The 17,438-nt window shown below is 72.4% G+C and carries 16 protein-coding genes and 1 pseudogene; 5 read left to right on the top strand and 12 right to left on the bottom strand.

All coding sequences use genetic code 11. The features are described from left to right. Nucleotides 1–2: 2 nt before the first annotated feature. The 8 genes and pseudogenes from ACIQAC_RS18880 to ACIQAC_RS18845 form a co-directional block, all read right to left on the bottom strand. Complete coding sequence (locus ACIQAC_RS18880; protein WP_402192424.1) at nucleotides 3–1,283, bottom strand: methylaspartate mutase; 1,281 nt, start codon at nucleotides 1,281–1,283, stop codon at nucleotides 3–5. Continuing rightward, a complete protein-coding gene (locus ACIQAC_RS18875) occupies nucleotides 1,280–1,732 on the bottom strand; it encodes a cobalamin B12-binding domain-containing protein (RefSeq protein WP_402192422.1) in 453 nt (150 codons plus the stop codon). Before ACIQAC_RS18875 ends, ACIQAC_RS18880 begins: the two co-directional genes overlap by 4 nt. Further along, nucleotides 1,732–2,958, bottom strand: a complete 1,227-nt coding sequence (locus tag ACIQAC_RS18870) for a type III PLP-dependent enzyme (RefSeq protein WP_402192419.1) — start codon at nucleotides 2,956–2,958, stop codon at nucleotides 1,732–1,734. Before ACIQAC_RS18870 ends, ACIQAC_RS18875 begins: the two co-directional genes overlap by 1 nt. Further along, nucleotides 2,955–4,439 carry an AMP-binding protein gene (locus ACIQAC_RS18865; protein ID WP_402192686.1) on the bottom strand — a complete coding sequence of 495 codons (1,485 nt, stop codon included), beginning with the start codon at nucleotides 4,437–4,439 and terminating at the stop codon, nucleotides 2,955–2,957. The genes ACIQAC_RS18870 and ACIQAC_RS18865 overlap by 4 nt, the downstream gene beginning before the upstream one ends. 429 nt (nucleotides 4,440–4,868) lie before the next feature. Continuing rightward, nucleotides 4,869–6,158, bottom strand: a pseudogene (locus ACIQAC_RS18860) (amino acid adenylation domain-containing protein); the annotation flags it as partial. Between the two features lie 25 nt (nucleotides 6,159–6,183). Further along, the gene (locus ACIQAC_RS18855) at nucleotides 6,184–6,435 is read right to left on the bottom strand and encodes a phosphopantetheine-binding protein (RefSeq protein ID WP_402192417.1); all 252 of its coding nucleotides are present in this window, start codon (nucleotides 6,433–6,435) and stop codon (nucleotides 6,184–6,186) included. 24 nt (nucleotides 6,436–6,459) lie between these two features. Further along, nucleotides 6,460–7,398: an ACP S-malonyltransferase gene (locus ACIQAC_RS18850; protein ID WP_402192415.1), complete on the bottom strand. Its 939-nt coding sequence runs from the start codon at nucleotides 7,396–7,398 to the stop codon at nucleotides 6,460–6,462. A gap of 158 nt (nucleotides 7,399–7,556) precedes the next feature. Continuing rightward, nucleotides 7,557–8,453, bottom strand: coding sequence for a proline iminopeptidase-family hydrolase (locus tag ACIQAC_RS18845; protein ID WP_402192412.1), 897 nt, complete (start codon nucleotides 8,451–8,453; stop codon nucleotides 7,557–7,559). Between the two features lie 580 nt (nucleotides 8,454–9,033). On the opposite strand from ACIQAC_RS18845, the gene ACIQAC_RS18840 reads away from it, so the two are divergent. The 5 genes from ACIQAC_RS18840 (at nucleotide 9,034) to ACIQAC_RS18820 (ending at nucleotide 14,207) form a co-directional block, all read left to right on the top strand. Further along, nucleotides 9,034–10,266 (top strand): cytochrome P450, encoded by a 1,233-nt coding sequence (locus ACIQAC_RS18840; protein ID WP_402192684.1) that lies wholly within the window; start codon nucleotides 9,034–9,036, stop codon nucleotides 10,264–10,266. A gap of 67 nt (nucleotides 10,267–10,333) precedes the next feature. Continuing rightward, nucleotides 10,334–11,575, top strand: a complete 1,242-nt coding sequence (locus ACIQAC_RS18835) for a cytochrome P450 (RefSeq protein WP_402192411.1) — start codon at nucleotides 10,334–10,336, stop codon at nucleotides 11,573–11,575. A 26-nt stretch (nucleotides 11,576–11,601) separates the two neighbouring features. After that, nucleotides 11,602–11,793, top strand: coding sequence for a ferredoxin (locus tag ACIQAC_RS18830; protein WP_402192408.1), 192 nt, complete (start codon nucleotides 11,602–11,604; stop codon nucleotides 11,791–11,793). Between the two features lie 9 nt (nucleotides 11,794–11,802). Next, the gene (locus ACIQAC_RS18825; RefSeq protein WP_402192405.1) at nucleotides 11,803–13,002 is read left to right on the top strand and encodes a methylmalonyl-CoA mutase family protein; all 1,200 of its coding nucleotides are present in this window, start codon (nucleotides 11,803–11,805) and stop codon (nucleotides 13,000–13,002) included. Between the two features lie 2 nt (nucleotides 13,003–13,004). Beyond that, a complete protein-coding gene (locus ACIQAC_RS18820; RefSeq protein WP_402192682.1) occupies nucleotides 13,005–14,207 on the top strand; it encodes an NAD(P)/FAD-dependent oxidoreductase in 1,203 nt (400 codons plus the stop codon). A gap of 12 nt (nucleotides 14,208–14,219) precedes the next feature. On the opposite strand, the gene ACIQAC_RS18815 is transcribed toward ACIQAC_RS18820, so the two are convergent. From ACIQAC_RS18815 to ACIQAC_RS18800, 4 genes are all read right to left on the bottom strand, one after another. Continuing rightward, nucleotides 14,220–14,549, bottom strand: coding sequence for an SDR family NAD(P)-dependent oxidoreductase (locus ACIQAC_RS18815; RefSeq protein ID WP_402192403.1), 330 nt, complete (start codon nucleotides 14,547–14,549; stop codon nucleotides 14,220–14,222). After that, nucleotides 14,546–15,301 (bottom strand): thioesterase II family protein, encoded by a 756-nt coding sequence (locus tag ACIQAC_RS18810; protein WP_402192400.1) that lies wholly within the window; start codon nucleotides 15,299–15,301, stop codon nucleotides 14,546–14,548. The genes ACIQAC_RS18815 and ACIQAC_RS18810 overlap by 4 nt, the downstream gene beginning before the upstream one ends. A gap of 138 nt (nucleotides 15,302–15,439) precedes the next feature. Further along, entirely contained in the window at nucleotides 15,440–16,084 is a 645-nt protein-coding gene (locus tag ACIQAC_RS18805; protein ID WP_402192399.1) for a response regulator, read from the bottom strand. Continuing rightward, nucleotides 16,048–17,361, bottom strand: a complete 1,314-nt coding sequence (locus ACIQAC_RS18800) for a sensor histidine kinase (RefSeq protein WP_402192396.1) — start codon at nucleotides 17,359–17,361, stop codon at nucleotides 16,048–16,050. Before ACIQAC_RS18800 ends, ACIQAC_RS18805 begins: the two co-directional genes overlap by 37 nt. Nucleotides 17,362–17,438: the final 77 nt, after the last annotated feature.

Genomic DNA, 17,438 nt, shown 5'->3' with positions numbered 1-17,438 from the left:
CCCTAGGGGCGGGCACGTTCGAAGCGCTCCGCGTCCTCGGGGTCGTGCCGGTCGTACGAACGGCGCACATAGGACAGGGAATCGAGCAGATCCGCGGAGGTGATGGCCTGCGCGGGCCGGACGTCGGCGATACCGTTCAGCGGCATCTTCCCGATGTCGGACCAGCACAGCCGGCCGTCCGCGGCGATATAACTCCGGCTGAATCCGGCGTTGTCCGGATGCAGACAGTAGGGAACGTCGAGACATCCCTCGGCGAATGCCGTGAGGATCGCCCTGCCGAGATCGTCGTCCAGCGCCAGCACCGCGTTGACCAGCGCCGACGCCTCGGCGTACGTCTGGGTGCCGGTGCCTTCCAGCGGGGCGCGCGGAGTGCGCTCGGCGACCGATGCCGCGTATTCGAGGGCGGCGACGTTCTCGGCCACCGTCGGAATGCGGCGGGATTCCGCGACGGTTTTCACGATGATCCGTTCCGAGCCGCTGACGACGGCGAGTTCGGCCGCCTTCCCGAGCAGCCGGTAGGCGCCCTGCTCGGTTTCCGGAAACAGCCCCATGTACGCGTAGATGACGACGTGCCATTCGGTGTCCGGCAGAAATCGCGCGCACAGCGTGCGCAGCGCGGCCACCGCTTCGGCGTCCTGGCCCGGGTCGGTCTGCTGCGCGTAACTCAGGGAAATGCTCCGGATGCCGTGGCGGCGGAAGAAAATCGCCTCCAGGACACTGACGGCGACCAGCAGGCTGGGCGGGCAGAGCTGGCCGAGGACACAGCCGCCGAAGGTCTCCAGGTGTGGTTCGGCGCCCTGTTCGCGCAGGGTGGCGAACACCTCGCACGACTCCGCCCAGTGGGCGACGGAGTCCCGCAGCGGGACCCGCCCGTAGGGCAGGCAGTAGGAGACCGGTCCGCCCTCGGAGGCGTCGAGCCCGACGTCGGTCAGTGCCCGGAAGATGTCCTGCGGCGCGGCCGAGCCGTGCCGGACCTGGACGGGGAAGTCGGGACCGTGGATGCCGTCGAGCACGTTCAGGGTGGTGGCCTTCTCGTGGCTCACGATCGGGTAGCCGTTGAGGGCGACGTCCTCCAGGACGGCCAGCTTGGCCGACTCCAGGTCGCCGACCCGGGTGTAGCTGTCCAGGGTGATCGTGCCGACGGTGGTCGCCGCGGTGTCGCGGGTGGCGAGCAGCCCGGCCCGCATACGTTCCGGGCTGCTCATTCCCATCCGGGGCTGGACCACCAGACGGCCGGCGTCGTGAGCCCGGCGCACGAACGCGCCGAACCCGACGCCGGTCACACCAGGGCCCGCTGCGGCAGCGCGTCGAGCATCCGCACGAAGGTGGCGACGCCCGCGGCGCTGTCGTCGAAGACCGCGTCGTAGCCGGCGGCGCGCAGTGCGGCCACCTCGTCCTCGCCGCAGGGTCCGGCGATGCCGAGCTTGCCGCCGATGACGGCGGGCACGTCGGCGAGGTCGGTGTGCTCGCGCAGCCGGGTGACGGTCCGCATGCCGTCGTGGTAGCCGTGGCCGTTGACGCTGCTGACCACGATGAGGGCCGGGCGGTGGGCCAGTGCCTCCGCGATGAGCAGTTCCTCGGGGACGCAGGGGCCGAGGTTGACGACGCGGCGGCCGTGCTCCTCCAGGAGGAGCTGGAGGTAAACCAGGTTCCAGGTATGGGAGTCGGAGATGCCGCCGGCCACGATCACGGGCTGGTCGCCGGGGGTGGGGGTGGTAGTGAGGGGGCTCATCACAGGGCCTGTCCGTGTTCGTAGGTACGTATGTGCTGGATGCGGGAGACGGAGACGACGGTGTCTGCGCGCACGACGACCTCGGCGGGCGCGGGCCTGCCGAGGAACATCAGGAGGCTGGCCGTGGGGCCGTAGGAGCCGGCGTTGGGCACGGTCAGCAGGTCGCCGGCCTCCGACGGCAGGAAGACGTTGCGGGCCAGCAGGTCGCCGGGGGTGCACAGGGGCCCGGCGAGGCTCGCGGGGGTGCCGTCGGTGCCGACGGACTCGTGGGGCTCGACGTTCACCGGCATGATGCGCCCGAGGCCGGACATGCCGCCGAAGGTGTTGATGCCGGCGTCCAGGACCAGGTAGCGCTGGCCGCGGCTGTCCTTGACGTTGACGACGGTGGTGAGCAGGGTGCCGCTGTCGGCGACCAGGTAGCGGCCGGACTCGCAGGCGATACGGGGCGCGCCGTCGCGCCAGCCGGGGAAGTGCTCGTCGAGCGTCTCGCCGAGGGCGGCGCGCAGGGTGCCGTAGACCGGGCGTTCGCCCTGGACCGCGTAGGGCGCGGCGAATCCGCCGCCGATGTCGACGAGGCGGAAGGTGACGCCGAGGGCCTTCTGGAGGCCGGCCGCCATGGCGATGGTGTGGCGGAACTCGGCGATGAGGCTCGCCTCGTCCTTGGCGTTGCTCAGCGGGAAGAAGTGCAGTCCGGCGATGTTCGTGCCGGGCACCTCGCGCAGGTCGGCGGCGAGGTCGGGCAGGGTCTCGCTGTCGAAGCCGAACTGCGAGGGCACGCCGGTCATGCGGATGCTGGTGGCGGCGGCGCCGGTGGCGTTGTTGACGCGGATCAGGCAGTCGGCGGTGACGCCGAGCCTGAGGGCCGTCTCGCCGACGCGGCGCAGGTCGCCGAGGGACTCGGTGGAGAAGAGCCGCACACCCCGGGTGAGGGCCTCGGTGAGTTCCTCGGTGGTCTTGCCGGGGCCGGTGTAGAGGATCTGCTCGCCGGCGAAGCCGGCCTGGAGGACGGCGTCGAGTTCGCCGACGGAGCTGATCTCGGCACGGCAGCCGCCGGTGCGCAGTTCGTTCAGCAGCTCGGGGTGCGGGTTCGCCTTCGCGGCGTAGAACACCTCGAACTCGGCGGGCAGCGCGGCGAACAGGTCGTCGCGGGCCCGCGCCACCCGGTCCAGGTCGTAGACGAAGGACGGGGTGCCGAAGCGCTCGGCGAGCTCGTTGGGGGCGGTCACGGGGTGTTCCCTTCCAGAAGGCGGGCGAGCCGCTTGCGGTCGTGCTTGCCGTGCGGGGTCAGCGGCAGCTCGGCCACGACGCGGCTCACCCCGGGCACCTTGGCGGGTTCAAGGCGCAGCGAGAGTTCCTTGAGCAGGGCGTGCGGGTCGATGTCGCCCTCGGCGAACACCGCGAGGTCGCGGCCCGGGGCCGGCGGGACCACGGCGGCGGCGCGGACGCCGGGGATGTCGGTGGCGGCGCTCTCGATCTCCGTGGTGCTCATCCGCACGCCCTTGTGCTTGAACATGTCGTCGCGGCGGCCCTCGTAGTAGAGGAAGCCGTCCTCGTCGACGTGGCCGAAGTCGCCGGTGTGCAGCCGCAGTCCGCCGTCGGGGGCGGGGCGGAAGGCGCGTGCGGTCTGCTCGGGTGCGCGCCAGTAGCCGGGCATGACGTGCGGTCCCTCGACGACGATCTCGCCGGTCTCCCAGGGCTCCAGCGCGTTGCCGTCCTCGTCCACGACGAAGGCGCGGGTGCCGGGCAGCGGGCGGCCGACCGAGTCGGGCTTGGCGTCCTGCTGGGCGGCCGGGAGTACGGAGACGCGCTTGCACTCCGTCTGGCCGAACTGGACGATCACGTCGGCGCCGGGGAACGCCGAACGCAGGCCGTCGGCGGTCGACTTGGGCAGCGCGGCGCCGGTGTTGGTGAACATCCGCACCCGGGAGACCTGCTTGGGCTCGCGTTCGGCGAGGGCGCAGATCATGGCCGCGAGGGACGGCACGATCGGTACGACGGTGGCGCCGGTCTCACGGATGCGGCGCAGCAGGACCAGGTCGGACTCGCCGTCGGCGAGGACGAGTTCGCTGTGACCGGCAGCGGTGAGCAGCACCTTGTACAGGCCGTAGTCCCAGGAGATCGGGAAGCGGCAGAACACCACGTCGTCGGGGCGGTAGCCGAGTTCGAGGTTGATGGCCTCGGTGGCGAAGACCATCCGGCCGTGCGGGCAGATGACGCCCTTGGGGGTGGCGGTGGAACCGGAGGTGTAGACGAGTACGGCGATGTCGTCGGGGCCGATCTCGGCGCCGCCGGAGCGGGCGTCCCGCACCCGCAGCGCGGTGACGGCCTGCCACATGCCGCCGAGTCCGAGGACGGGCACGCCGTCGGCGAGGGCGGCGATCCGCTCCACCGCGGGGTCGGTGACGACGATCAGGGACGGCTCGGCGTTGGCGACGACCGCCCGCAGCTGGTAGTCCTTCATGCCGGTGTTGACGGGCACCAGGACGGCGCCGCGGCGGGCGGCGCCGTACATCAGCGCCACCAGTTCGCGGGTGCTGGGCAGTTGGACGAGGACGCGGTCGCCGTGGCCGATGCCGCGCCCTTCGAGCCAGGCGTCGACGGCGTGGCTGTGGGCGGTCAGTTCGCGGTAGGTCCAGCGGCCCGATCGGTCGGAGACCGCGGGGGCGTCGGGGCGCTCGGCGGTGGCCTCGTCGAGCAGGTCGTGCACCCGGGCGTCGGTGCGGGCCGCCCGCGCCGCCGGTTGACCGTCCGCCGGCCGGCCGGCTGCCGCTTGACCGTGTGTCGGTTGACCGTTCACTTCGACGTCTGCCGCCTTTCGTGAGTGCTCCGAATGCTCCGAGTGCTCCGAGTGCACGGGGTGCGCCGGCTGCCCCGAGCGCTCCGAGGTCCCCGCCGCTTCCGCGTCGGCGGACTGGCGCATGGCCGTGGCCCGGGTGGTGAGCTGTCTGCGGTCGGTCTTGCGGTTGGAGTTGAGCGGGAGGGCGTCCAGGTGGTGGTAGGCGCGCGGCACGACCGCGGCCGGCAGCAGCTCGCGCAGATGGCGGGCGAGCCGGGTCGGCGGCACGGGTTCGCCGGTGTGGAAGACGGCCAGCTCCACCGTGCCGTCCACGGGCACCGCCACGGACACGGCGTCCTCGACGCCCGGGCAGGTGCGGGCGGCGGCGTCCACCTCGGCGAGTTCGATGCGGATGCCGTGCACCTGGACCTGGGCGTCCTGGCGGCCGAGGTACAGCCAGCCGCCGTCGTCGGCGCGCCGGACGCGGTCGCCGGTGCGGTAGAAGCGGTGGCCGTCCCGCTCCAGGAACCGCCCGTTGTCGTCCGCCGGGTTGAGATAGCCGGGTGTCAACTGGGGCCCCGCGATGCACAGTTCGCCCTCGGGCCCGTCGCTCGGCGTACCGGTGGCGTCGAGCAGCAGCGTCCGGTGGCCGGGGTGGACGGAACCGATGGGCACCATGTCGTTCAGATACCGGCCCGGCGTCCAGCGGTGCCCGGTGACGGTGATGGTGAGTTCGGTCGGACCGTAGAGGTTCTCCAGCGTCGAGCCGGCCGCGGCGGCGGCCCAGTCCTCGGCGTCCTTGCAGCTGAGCGCCTCCCCCGCGAAGAAGCTCCACCGCAGCGACGGCAGCGCGCCCGGCCCGAGCCCGCCGGTGCGGCGCACCAGGGTGATCGCGCTGGGTGTGGAGAACCAGACGGTCATCCCCTGCTCGTCGACGAACTCCGGGAGGCGCGCGTACGCCCTGGCCGGGACCGGGACGACGGCGGCGCCGGCACCCCACGCGCAGAACAGGTCGAACATCGCGCAGTCGAAGTTCAGGTCGAAGGTCTGCGAGAAGACGTCCTCGGGCCCGAAGTCGTAGCGCTCGTCGAGCAGCCGGAAGTAGTGCGCGGTGTTGGCGTGGGTGACGGGCACGCCCTTGGGCCGGCCTGTGGAGCCGGACGTGAACAGGACGTACGCGACGTCCGTGGGGCGGGCGGGCATCGGCTCCGTCAGGGCCGCGCCCGGATCGACGGGGACAGCCGGCATGGGCTGCCCGCCGGGCGCGAACAGCGTCGGCAGGCTGACGCCGCCGGCGTGCAGGGCGCTCAGCGCGGGCAGGGCGTCGTCGTCGGCGAGGAGCGCGCCGACGCCGGCGGCCTCGATCATCTGCCGGGTGCGGGCCGCGGGGAAGGCGGGCTGGAGCGGGACGACGGTGGCGCCGCTGTAGAGGCCGGCCAGCAGGGCGGCGTACGCCGTGGGTCCCTTGCCGGCCAGCACGCCCACGGCGGGCGGCCGGCCGGGCAGTCCGGCTCTGAGGGAGCCGGCCAGGACCAGGGCGCGTTCGTGCAGTTCGCGGTAGGTGGTCTCGACGCCGTCGACACGCAGCGCGGGCCGGTCGGGTGCGAGGGCCAGGCCGCGTGCGAACCGGCCGGACAGCGTGCTGTCCATGGTGGGATCCACGGTGGCCGCCCCGTCAGCTCGCGGTGCTGTGCAGCATGCTCTGCACGGTGTCCCACAGGACGCGGCCGGTGCGGAAGGTGTCCATGGTCAGCGCGCTGTCGCGGAAGCGGACCTGGTAGGCGTCCTCCAGGGTGCCCAGGAGCTGGACGGTGCCGAGCGAGTCCAGGCCGAGGTCGAGCAGGTCGGCGTCCGGCGTCAGCTCCTCCTGCGGCGGCAGGAACGGCAGGAAGGGGCGGATGATCTGTTCGAACTGGTCGTCCCACATGGGGGCCTCCAAGGAGAGGGCGGGTCAGACGGCGGCGCGGGTGCGGCGCCGCGGGATCATCGCCAGCCGCGGCTGTGCGGCGACGACGTCGAAGTGGCGGGTCGTACAGGGCACCCGGCCGAAGAGGCTGTCGGGTCCGGCGACGCACATCCGGCTGACGCCGGCGTCCTTGAGGGCCGTGGTGACGCTCGGCCACTTCATGGGGTGGTCGAAGCCGTCGAGGAGCATGGTGCGCAGTTCCTCGCCGGTGTGCAGCAGCCTGCCGTCCTGGTCGGCGACCACGGGCAGCTTGGGGTCGGCGAAGGAGTAGCGGGAGACCACCTCGCGTTCCGCCTTGTCGCGCAGCGACCGGAAGGCGGAGGCGTGCATGGGCGGGCGCATGGTGTAGAGCGGCAGGCTGCCGATGGCGCGCAGCCGCTGTTCCATCCACTCCACGCGGTCCTCGGCCAGCGAGATCATGTAGAAGCCGTCGTCGATGTGGCAGGAGATCTCGTGCCACTGGCCTGCCTCGTCGAGTTCGGCGAGGATCGCGTCGAGCCCTTCGCGCGGGGCGCGTACGAAGGACAGGGTGACGATGTCCCGGTGCTCCTCGGCGAAGTACTCCTCCAGGCAGCGGGCGATCTCCGCGGTCAGGCGGACCGCGTCGGGCAGCTCCAGGGCGCCGGTGTAGGCGAGGGCCGCCTTCTCGCCGAAGCTGGGTCCGGCCACCACGTCGGGTTCCACGTCGAGGTGGTCGCGGGCCCAGTGGGCGCAGGCCAGGCAGTTCACGAAGAACGCGACCTGGGCGGCCTCGGAGTAGTCGCCCGCGGAGAGCCGGAAGGCGTCCACGAGGGAGTAGCCGAGGGCCTCGTCGGCGACGGCGACCAGTTCGCGGGCGTAGGGGCTGGCGACCATGAACCTGCCCACGTCGGCGAACGGGACGGGTCCCATGCCGGGGAAGACGAGAGCGGTGTGGAGTGCCATGGCGGGTTCCCCGCCCCCTTTCTCGGTGGTCAGGCTCGTGGGTGCCGCGGGCGTGCGGACAGCGGCGCTCCGGCGTCGTCGCCTGAAGCGTCGGGAGGAACGGTGGGTCGAGTGGCCCGGTGGGACCGGTGGTTCGGTGGGACCGGTGGTTCGGTGGGTCAGAGGCTCTTCAGGAAGTCGGTCATGACCTCGAAGAACCGCTCGGGCTCCTCCAGGTGGGGAAGGTGGCTCGACTCCTCGAAGATCTCCCAGCGCGCGCCGGGGATGTGGTCCTGGTACGGCTGGACGACGGCCGGGGTGGCCTCGTCGTGGCGGCCGCTGATCAGCAGGGTGGGGGTGGTGATCCGGTGCAGTTCGTCGACGATCGACCAGTCCTTGAGGGACCCGATGACATGGAACTCGTTGGGTCCGTTCATCGCGTAGTAGACGGTCGGGTCGTTGTAGATCTCCATGAAGGAGGAGAGGAAGTCGCGGGGCCAGGGCGTCACGCGGCACACATGGCGGTCGTAGAAGACCCGCATGGCGGCGAGGTACTCCTGGCTGTCGAAGGTGCCGGCCGCCTCGTGCCGCCGCAGCGTCGCGTCGACCTCCGGCGGGAGTTCGGCCCGCAGCCGTGCCATCTCCCGGAGCCAGATCGGGTACGACGCGGGCGCGTTGGCGACGACCAGTCCGCGCAGGCCCGGCGGGTCGGTCATGGCGTGCGCGGCGCACAGCGGGCCGCCCCAGGACTGGCCGAACAGCACGTAGTCGTCGGCGATGCCCAACCGCTCGACCAGGTTGGCGAGTTCCTCGAGGAACAGGTCGACGGTCCAGAACCCGGCGTCCTTGCCGGGCAGATGGGTCGAGCCGCCGTTGCCCAGCTGGTCGTAGTGGACGACGGGCCAGCCGTCGTCGGCGAGGCGGGCCAGCGGCAGCAGGTAGTCGTGGGTGCTGCCGGGCCCGCCGTGCACGGCGACGACCGCGGGCCGACCCGCACCGAGCTCACCGGTCACCCGGTACCAGGTCCGGTACTCCCCGAAGGGGACGGTGCCCTTCGCGCTGGGATCCGGGGACACGCTGATCTCCTCTGCTCGGCTGCGAACGCAGCAGCGACCGGGGGGCAAGGACACGGGCGGGGACCGGAGGACCGGAGCGGTGGGCGATGCGTACCCTGCCGGGCCGTACCCCTGGCGGGCCGTGCCCGCGCCGGGCCGTACCCCTGCCGGGCCGTACCTGCGCCGGGCCGTTCATCCGCCGTGGTTCGTTGCCGACGCTAACCGGCCCCGCCCCGCCACCAGACCCCTAACCGCCCCTAGGTGGTACGGGCAGGCATCAGGGGTACCCGTTCGACCTGCACAGGCAGGCGGGAAGGGGGGTTCAGGTGATAGCCGTCACGGTCGTTCGAACACCCCGTCACCCCGTCGGACCGGGTGTTTCCGGCCCTTCGCCGGCCGCGGCGCACCCCTCGGCCGGGACCGTGGCGGCGGGCGGGCACGGTACCCCTTCCACCGGCCCGGGTCCTAGGGGCACCTAGGGGTTGGAGGCCCCGACCACGGCTGCCTAGCGTGCGATTGACGCCGACAGCGCCCCGCCGGGCGCCGACCGGACCCGCTCCGACGCCGGCGCTCCCGTTCCCTCCCGCGCGAAGAGGACATGATGACTGCACCTGCCGAACAGGCCGACGGGGCCGCGCTGCCGGACTTCCCCATGCGGCGGGCCTGCCCCTTCAGCCCGCCCGCCGAGTACACGGAACTGCGCGAGGCCGAGCCGGTCTCCCGCGCCCAGCTGAAGGTCAACGGCAAGCCCACCTGGCTGATCACCCGGCACGACCTGTACAAGAAGCTGCTCGGCGACGAGCGGGTCAGCGCGAACCTCAAGCTCCCCGGCTACCCCCTCCAGGTGCCGGTGCCGGAGGAGATGCTCCAGGCGGTGCCGCTGACCTTCCTGTCCATGGACCCGCCGGACCACACGGTGCAACGCCGCATGCTGGCACCCGAGTTCAGTGTCCGCCGGATGCGCGAGCTGCGCGAGCGGGTGCAGCAGATCGTGGACGAGCAGATCGACCGGATGCTCGCCAAGGGCGCGGACGCGCCGGTCGACCTGGTCACCGAACTGGCGCTGCCGGTGCCGTCGTACGTCATCTGCGAACTGCTGGGGGTCCCCTACGATGACCACGGCCGGTTCGAGGAGTGGGCGTGGGCCATCATGAACCACGACATCAGCGACGAGGACCGCGGGCGCGCGCACTACGAGCTCGACCGGTACGTGGACGGGCTGGTCACCGCCAAGGAGAGCGAACCCGGCGACGACATGATCAGCCGGCTGATCGCGTTCAACCGGGAGACTCCGGCGGTCGAGCACTCCGACATCGTCAGCATGGCGCGGCTGATGCTGGTCACCGGGCACGAGACCACCGCCAACATGATCGCGCTCGGCATGCTGGCCCTCCTTGAGCACCCCGGGCAGCTCGACACCCTGCGCGAGGAGCCGGAGCTGATGCCGAAGGCGGTGGAGGAGCTGCTGCGCTTCTTCTCCATCTCGGACGCGGGCACCGCGCGGGTCGCCCTGGAGGACATCGAGCTGGGCGACGTCACCATCCGGGCCGGCGAGGGCATCCTGCCGCTGAACAACGCCGCCAACCACGACGAGCGGGTCTTCCCCGACCCCGACCGGCTCGACGTGCGCCGCGAGGCCCGCAGCCACCTGGCGTTCGGCTACGGCGTCCACCAGTGCATCGGCCAGAACCTCGCCCGCATGGAACTCGACGTCGTCTACACGACGCTGCTGCGACGCATCCCGACCCTGCGCCTGGCCTCCCCGGTCGACGAACTGCGCTTCAAGGACGACGCAATCGTCTACGGCCTGTACGAGCTGCCCGTCACCTGGTGACGGCGGACCCCGCACCCCACCGCCGCCCGCCCCCGTCACCGCCATCGCCCCTGCTCGAAAGGCAGCCATGAGCCAGTCCACCGACGCCGCGCCCGGGACCGGGTCCGAGTCGCCGCTTCCGCAGTTCCCGATGCGCCGCACCTGCCCGTTCAGCGAGCCCGGCGAGTACGCCGGCATGCGGGAGAACGAGCCCGTCTCGCGGGCCTCGCTGAAGGTGAACGGCAAGCCGACCTGGCTCGTCACCCGGCACGAGGACGTCCGCCAGGTGCTCGGCGACGGCAACGCCAGCTCCAACCTCAAGCTGCCCGGCTACCCGCACCAGTTCCACATCCCCGAGGAGATGCTGGCGGCGGCGCGGCTGATGCTGCTGTCCATGGACCCGCCCGAGCACACCGCCCAGCGGCGCATGCTCATCCCCGAGTTCACCGCGCGCCGGGTGAAGGAGATGCGCCCGCACATCCAGAAGATCGTCGACGAGCACATCGACGCGATGCTGGCGAAGGGCGGCCCGGTCGACCTGGTCACCGCGCTCGCCCTCCCGGTGCCCTCGCTGGTGATCTGCGAACTGCTCGGTGTGCCCTACGAGGACCACCCGCAGTTCGAGGAGTGGTCGGCGGCGATGATGAACCACGACCTGAGCCCGGCGGAGTACGGCGCCGCGGTACAGGCCCTGGACATGTACCTCGACAAGCTCGTCACGCTCAAGGAGAACGAGCCGGGCGACGACCTGATCAGCCGCTTCCTGGAGAAGAACGAGACCGAGCAGGTCGCCGACCACGTCGACGTGGTGACGATGGCGCGGCTGATGCTGGTCGGCGGCCACGAGACCACCGCCAACATGATCGCCCTGGGTGTGCTGGCCCTGCTCGAGCACCCGGAGCTGATGGCCGAGCTCCAGCAGGACCCGGCGCTTCTCCCCAACGCCATCGAGGAGTTGCTCCGCGTCTTCTCCATCTCCGACTCCGGCACCGCCCGGGTCGCCGTCGGCGACATCGAGGTCGGCGGGGTCACCATCAGGGCCGGCGAGGGCATCCTCGCGCTCAACAACGCGGCCAACCACGACGAGTCGGTCTTCAAGGACGCGGGCACCCTCGACATCCACCGCAAGGAGGCCCGCAGCCACCTCGCGTTCGGCTACGGCATCCACCAGTGCATCGGCGCCAACCTGGCCCGCGTCGAGCTGGAGGCCGTCTACGGCACGCTGCTGCGCCGCATCCCCGGCCTGAAGCTGGCGGCCCCGGCGGACGAGCTGCGCTTCAAGGACGACGCCATGGTCTACGGCGTCTACGAACTCCCCGTCACCTGGTGACGGCCGACCCGATCGGAGTCCCTCTCATGCGTGTCACCACGGAACGCGACCGGTGCGTGGGGTCCGGGCAGTGCGCGATGCTCAGCCCGGACGTCTTCGACCAGGACGACGCCGGTCTGGTGATCGTGCTGCGGGAGGAGCCGTCGGAGGGCGACCGCGCGGAGGTCCTCCAGGCCGCCGACCTGTGCCCGTCGCGTTCCATCCAGGTCCACGGCTGACGAGCCGCCGTGCCGGACGGACTTCGCTCCCCCACGACGACGTACCCCGGCCGCCGCCCCCGGCCCCCGCGCCCGTACACCGGCTTCGGCACGGCGCGGGAGGCGGGGGCCCACCACCGCCGGCTGATCGCCGGCGGCACCACCACCCTGCCCCTCGTCTTCGACCTGCCGACCCGGCTCGGCCTCGACTCCGACGCGCCACTCGCGCGGGGTGAGGTCGGCCGGTCCGGCGTGGCGGTCGACTCCCTCGACGACATGCGGGTGCTGCTCGACGGCGTCCCGCTCGACGAGGTCACCACGTCGATGGCGGTCAACGCGCCGGCCGCGCCCCTCCTGCTGCTGTACCAACTGGTCGCGGAGGAGCGTGGCGTCCCGGCCGGCCGCCTCACCGGCGCGGTCCACAACGACGTCCTCGGCGACCTCGTCGTGCGCGGGGCGTGTGTCCTCCCGCCGCGTCCCGCGCTCCGGCTGACCGCGGACGTCCTCGCCTACAGCGCGGCCGAACTCCCCGCGTGGCAGCCGATCTCGATCTCCGGCCGCCCCCTGGCGGAGGCCGGTGCCTCGCCGGCGCAGGAACTCGCCTTCACCCTCGCCAACGGCATCGCCTACGTCCGCGCAGCCGTCGCGGCGGGGGTCGACGCCGCCGCGCTCGCACCGGTCCTGGACGAGATCGCGAAGTTCCACACCGCGTCGCCCGACGACCGGGTCGAAGCACACGCACGGGAGCTGATGCGCGAGATCGAGGAGCGCGGCGGCGCGGTCGCCGCGCTCGAACAGGGCTTCCAACAGCGGCAGATCGACCGCCACGCCTTCCGTGCCGCCCAGGAGGGTTACTTCGGCCGGCGGGCCGTGCTGGGCTCCGGCCAACTCCCCCTGGACGAGTGGGAGTTCCATGAGCCGCCGGGTGCCGACCCCGCCGTGGCGGCCCGGCAGGCCGAGCGCCTCGCCAAGCTCCGCGCCTGGCGCGACCCGGACCGGATCGACGTCCACGTCACCGCGCTGCGGGAGGCGGCCCGCGGGCGGGACAACGTGCTGTACCCGATGAAGGAGGCGCTCGCCGCGGGCGCGACGGTGGGCGAGATCTGCGACGCACTGCGCGAGACCTGGGGCTCCTTCCCCTCCCCCGACCCCACGGACTCCGCGGCGCCCGGCCCCGCCCAGCCGGACTCCGCCGCAAACCACCCCCGAGTGTTCGAGGAACCCAGATGAAGGTGAACCGGGTCGTCGTCGTCGGCGCTTCGGCAGGTGGCCTGAGCGCCGCCGAGGCGCTGCGCCGCGCGGGACACGAGGGCACGATCACCCTCGTCGGTGACGAGCCGCAGACGCCCTACGACCGTCCCCCGCTGTCCAAGCAACTGCTCGGCGGCGACTGGGAACCGGACCGGCTCGCACTGCGCTCGGGCCCCGATCTGGACGCGCTGGCACTGGAGTTGCGGCTCGGCGTCCCGGCGACCGCACTGGATCCGGCCGCCAGGTCGGTGACGCTGGCCGACGGGGTCCGGCTGGAGTACGACGCGCTGGTCGTCGCCACCGGTGTCCGCGCCCGGCGGCTGCCCGGCACCGACGGTGTCGCCGGGGTGCACACCCTGCGCACGCTCCAGGACGCGCTCGCGCTGCGGGCCCGATTGCGCGCGGGCCGCCGGCTGGTGGTCGTCGGCGGCGGGTTCCTCGGCACCGAGGTGGCCGCCGTGGCACGGGGTCTCGGCGTCGAGGTGACGCTGGTCGAGCCAGCGCCGGTGCCGCTGGCGCCGGCGATCGGCGAGCAGGCCGGACGGTTCCTGACCCGGCTCCACCAGGAGAACGGCGTGCGGGTGCGGGTGGAGACCGCGGTCGGCGAGGTGCTGAGCGCGGAGGGCGCGGTGACCGGTGTCCGGCTCACCGACGCGTCCGTGCTGCCCGCCGACGAGGTGCTGGTGGCCATCGGCTGTGTGCCCAACACCGAGTGGCTCGCGGACAGCGGGCTCACCGTGCGGGACGGACTGTTCTGCGACGAGTACTGCGGCGCCGCGCCCGGCGTGTACGGGGTCGGTGACGTGGCCCGCTGGTACAACCCGCTGTTCGGCACGGACATGCGTGTCGAGCACCGCACCAACGCGTCCGAGCAGGCCATGGCCGTCGCCCGCACGCTGGTCGGCCCCGGGGAGCGGCGGCCGTTCGCCCCGGTGCCGTACTTCTGGTCGGACCAGTACGGCACCAGGTTCCAGGCGTACGGCCATCTGCGCGGCCACGACGAGGCGCGGGTCCTCGACAGTGACTTCGCCGGGCGGCGGCTGCTCGTCGCCTACCGCACCGGCGACCGGATCGCGGGGGTGCTCGCCGCGGGAGTGGCACCGAGGCCGCTGCGCGCGCTGCGGGCCCTGGTGGCGGCCCGCACTCCGTGGGAGGCCGCCCTGGCCGATCCGAACGCCGGTTGACCCAGGCCCGGTTCAGGCCGGGGAGGGGCGCGGGCCCACGAGGGACTCGGCCTGTTCCAGGAAGCGGGGCAGCCACTGCTCGTAGGTGACGCCCGCGAGGAACCGAAGTGCCGCCTCCGCGTCCTTGCCGACCGGGGTGTGCAGCGCGGTGCCGGGGTTGTCGGTGGCGGCCAGTTCGGTGACGTGGAGGGTGAGCCCTTCGGCGTCGGCGCGTGCGAGCAGGTCCCGTGCGCCGGCGGGGTTGCGCAGCCCGGCGTGCACCCGGTCGCCGCGCCGGGCGAAGGCCAACGCGGTTTCGAGGCCGATGCCGGTGCTGCAACCGGTGACGAGGACCGACGTCATGTCCGCGCCGCCTGCGCCGCCAGCACGTCGAGTACCTGCTGCTGGTGGGCCGTCAGGTAGAAGTGGCCGCCCTTGAACTCGTGGAACTCGAACGGGCCGTCGGTGTGGCGCTCCCAGGCGCGTGCCTCTTCCACGGTCACCTTGGGGTCGTCGTCGCCGACCAGCGCGACGACCGGGCAGGTGAGGTCGGGGCCCGGCGTGTAGACGTAGGTCTCGGCGGCGCGGTAGTCCGCGCGGATCGCGGGCAGGGCCATGCGGACCAGTTCCTCGTTCTCCAGGATCGCCGCGTCGGTGCCGCTCAACTGCCGCATCTCCGCGAGGAGTCCGTCGTCGTCGCGGAGGTGGAACGCCTCGTCGCGGTGGCAGGAGGGGGCCCGGCGGGCGGAGGCGACCAGTGCCCGCAGGACGACTCCGTGGTCGCTCTCGAGGCGGCGGGCGACCTCGAAGCCGAGGGTGGCGCCCATGCTGTGGCCGAAGAAGACCAGCGGGCGGTCCGTCCACGGCAGCAGTACGGAGGTGACGTGGTCGGCGAGTTCGGCGATGCTCTCGGCGCACGGCTCGTTGCGGCGGTCCTGGCGGCCCGGGTACTGGAGGGCCAGCACGTCCACGGAGGCGGGCAGGCCCGCGGAGACCGGGCGGTAGAAGGAGGCCGAACCGCCCGCGTGCGGCAGGCAGACCAGCCTGGCCGCCGCGTCCGGTCGGGGGTGGTAGCGGCGGATCCAGAGTCGGTCCTGCTCGGCGAGGGTGGTCATGGGGCGGACGTTTCCTTCCTGGCGGTGGCCGCGGGTGTGCCCCAGCAGTCTCACGGCCGGGCGGCCGGGCGGCCACCCCTACCCGCCCCAACCGGGCAGCTCAGGCGGGGAGACAAGGCTCACGTGCGGGCACGATGCTCACGCGTTGAGATAGGCCAGTACCGCGAGCACCCGCCGGTTGCTGTCGCTCGACGGTGGCAGCAGCAGCTTGGTGAAGATGTTGGAGATGTGCTTCGCGGCGGCGCCCTCGGTGACCGTCAGCCGCTGCGCGATCGCCGTGTTGGAGCAGCCTTCCGCCATCAGCCCGAGCACCTCGCGCTCGCGTCCGCTGAGCGCGGCCAGCGGCTCGTCCCGGGAGTGGCTGGTCATCAGCTGGGCGACGACGGCCGGGTCCATGGCCGTACCGCCGGCGGCGACCCGTCGTACCGAGTCGATGAACTGCTCGTCGTCCAGGACGCTGTCCTTGAGCAGATAGCCGATCCCGCCGGTGCCGTCGGCGAGCAGCTCGCGGGCGTACATCTGCTCGACGTGCTGGGAGAGGACGAGGATCGGCAGTCCCGGCTGTTCGCGGCGGGCGCGCAGGGCGGCCTGGAGGCCTTCGGTGGTGAAGGTGGGCGGCAGGCGTACGTCGACGATGGCGACGTCGGGGCGGTGCTCGGCGAGCGCGGCGGCGAGGTCGGTGCCGTTGTCGACGGCGGCGACCACTTCGAAGCCGTATGCCTCAAGCAGCTGGATGATCCCCTGCCTCAGGAGGAAGAGGTCTTCTGCGAGGACAACGCGCACGGTAGCTCCAGCTTCATCACGGTCGGACCGCCCCGGGGGCTGTCGATCTCCAGGACCCCGTCAAAGGATGCCAGTCGGCGTCGGATGCCCTCCAGGCCGGTACCGGCCGACAGGTCGGCGCCGCCGCGGCCGTCGTCGGTGACGTGGGCGTGCAGGACCCCGTCCTCGTACCGGGCGACGACCTGCACGGTCTGTGCGTCGGCGTGCTTGAGGGCGTTGGTGAGCAGTTCCGAGACGGCGAAGTAGACGGCGGACTCGACGGGGTCGGGCAGCCGGCCGGGCAGGTCGGCCTCGACACTGACGCCGAGCGGGCTGGCGAGGCCCAGGGCGCGCAGGGCGTCGGCGAGGCCGCGTTCGGCGAGGACCGGCGGGTGGATGCCGCGGACCAGGTCGCGCAGTTCGCGCAGGGCCTGTACGGAGGAGGCGCGCGCCTGGCGCAGCATCTGCCGGGCCTCCTCGGTGTCTTCGGGATTCTGGGCCATCTTGCGGTCGACGGCGCCGAGTTGGAGGCCGAGGCTGACGAGGCGGGCCTGGGCTCCGTCGTGCAGGTCGCGTTCGATGCGGCGTAGTTCGGCGGCCTGGATGTCGAGGGCGCCCGAGCGGGTCTCCGCCAGGTGCTGCACCCGGATGGCCAGTCGGGAACCCCGGGTCGGGCCGAGGAGGTAGCGCACGAAGTACGCGTAGCCCTTGAGGACCAGCGGGCCGAGCAGGACCCAGGCGCCGAGGATCACCACGGCGAGCAGGCCCGCGGCGAGCGCGGCCGGCCAGCTGTCGACGGTGACGGACGCGTACCAGCGGCCCTCTCCGTCGTCGGCGAGCGGTTGCCACAGACCGAGGGCGAGGAACAGCCCCTCCCCCACGTAGTAGAGCAGCGCGGCCGGGACGAAACCGACCAGTCCCACGACGCAGTTGAGGAGCAGCCACAGCATGTCCCGCCAGGTGGCGGGGTCGGCGAGGATCCACTTGCAGGTGCGCATCCAGCCGACGATGTCCCTCTCGACCTCCTGCGGCTCGGGCCGGTAGGGCCGCTCCACGGGGACGCCGGAGCGTGCGGCGGCCCGCCGGTTGAGGTCGGCCAGCCACCGCACCGCCCGGGTGCAGTACGGCAGGGCGACGAAGCCGATGCCGATGACGCACAGGACGACGAAGTAGGCGGTGGTGAGGAAGAGGGCGATGGACAGCAGGGCCCCGGTGGCGATCGCGACGCCGACCAGGGTGTCCAGGGAGGCACGGACGAGTCGGCCGCGCCATGTGACCGGCACAGTCTCAGTCTCCATGGCCTCATGCTCCCATCCCCGGCCCGCCGTTGCGGAAGGGCCGCCCCCGCCCGGGGGGAGCGGGGACGGCCCGGCCA

The sequence above is a fragment of the Streptomyces sp. NPDC088387 genome (assembly GCF_044753385.1).
Lineage (GTDB): Bacteria > Actinomycetota > Actinomycetes > Streptomycetales > Streptomycetaceae > Streptomyces.
Note: the sequence above shows the minus strand (reverse complement) of the source record. Positions and strands in the feature narration are given on the sequence as shown.

Bases quoted from the DNA above. Each gene is read 5' to 3' on its own strand.
- ACIQAC_RS18875 (WP_402192422.1), bottom strand. From the start codon at position 1,732: ATGAGCCCCCTCACTACCACCCCCACCCCCGGCGACCAGCCCGTGATC.
- ACIQAC_RS18815 (WP_402192403.1), bottom strand. From the start codon at position 14,549: ATGACGTCGGTCCTCGTCACCGGTTGCAGCACCGGCATCGGCCTCGAA.
- ACIQAC_RS18830 (WP_402192408.1), top strand. From the start codon at position 11,602: ATGCGTGTCACCACGGAACGCGACCGGTGCGTGGGGTCCGGGCAGTGC.
- ACIQAC_RS18855 (WP_402192417.1), bottom strand. From the start codon at position 6,435: ATGTGGGACGACCAGTTCGAACAGATCATCCGCCCCTTCCTGCCGTTC.
- ACIQAC_RS18800 (WP_402192396.1), bottom strand. From the start codon at position 17,361: ATGGAGACTGAGACTGTGCCGGTCACATGGCGCGGCCGACTCGTCCGT.
- ACIQAC_RS18850 (WP_402192415.1), bottom strand. From the start codon at position 7,398: ATGGCACTCCACACCGCTCTCGTCTTCCCCGGCATGGGACCCGTCCCG.
- ACIQAC_RS18810 (WP_402192400.1), bottom strand. From the start codon at position 15,301: ATGACCACCCTCGCCGAGCAGGACCGACTCTGGATCCGCCGCTACCAC.
- ACIQAC_RS18840 (WP_402192684.1), top strand. From the start codon at position 9,034: ATGACTGCACCTGCCGAACAGGCCGACGGGGCCGCGCTGCCGGACTTC.
- ACIQAC_RS18835 (WP_402192411.1), top strand. From the start codon at position 10,334: ATGAGCCAGTCCACCGACGCCGCGCCCGGGACCGGGTCCGAGTCGCCG.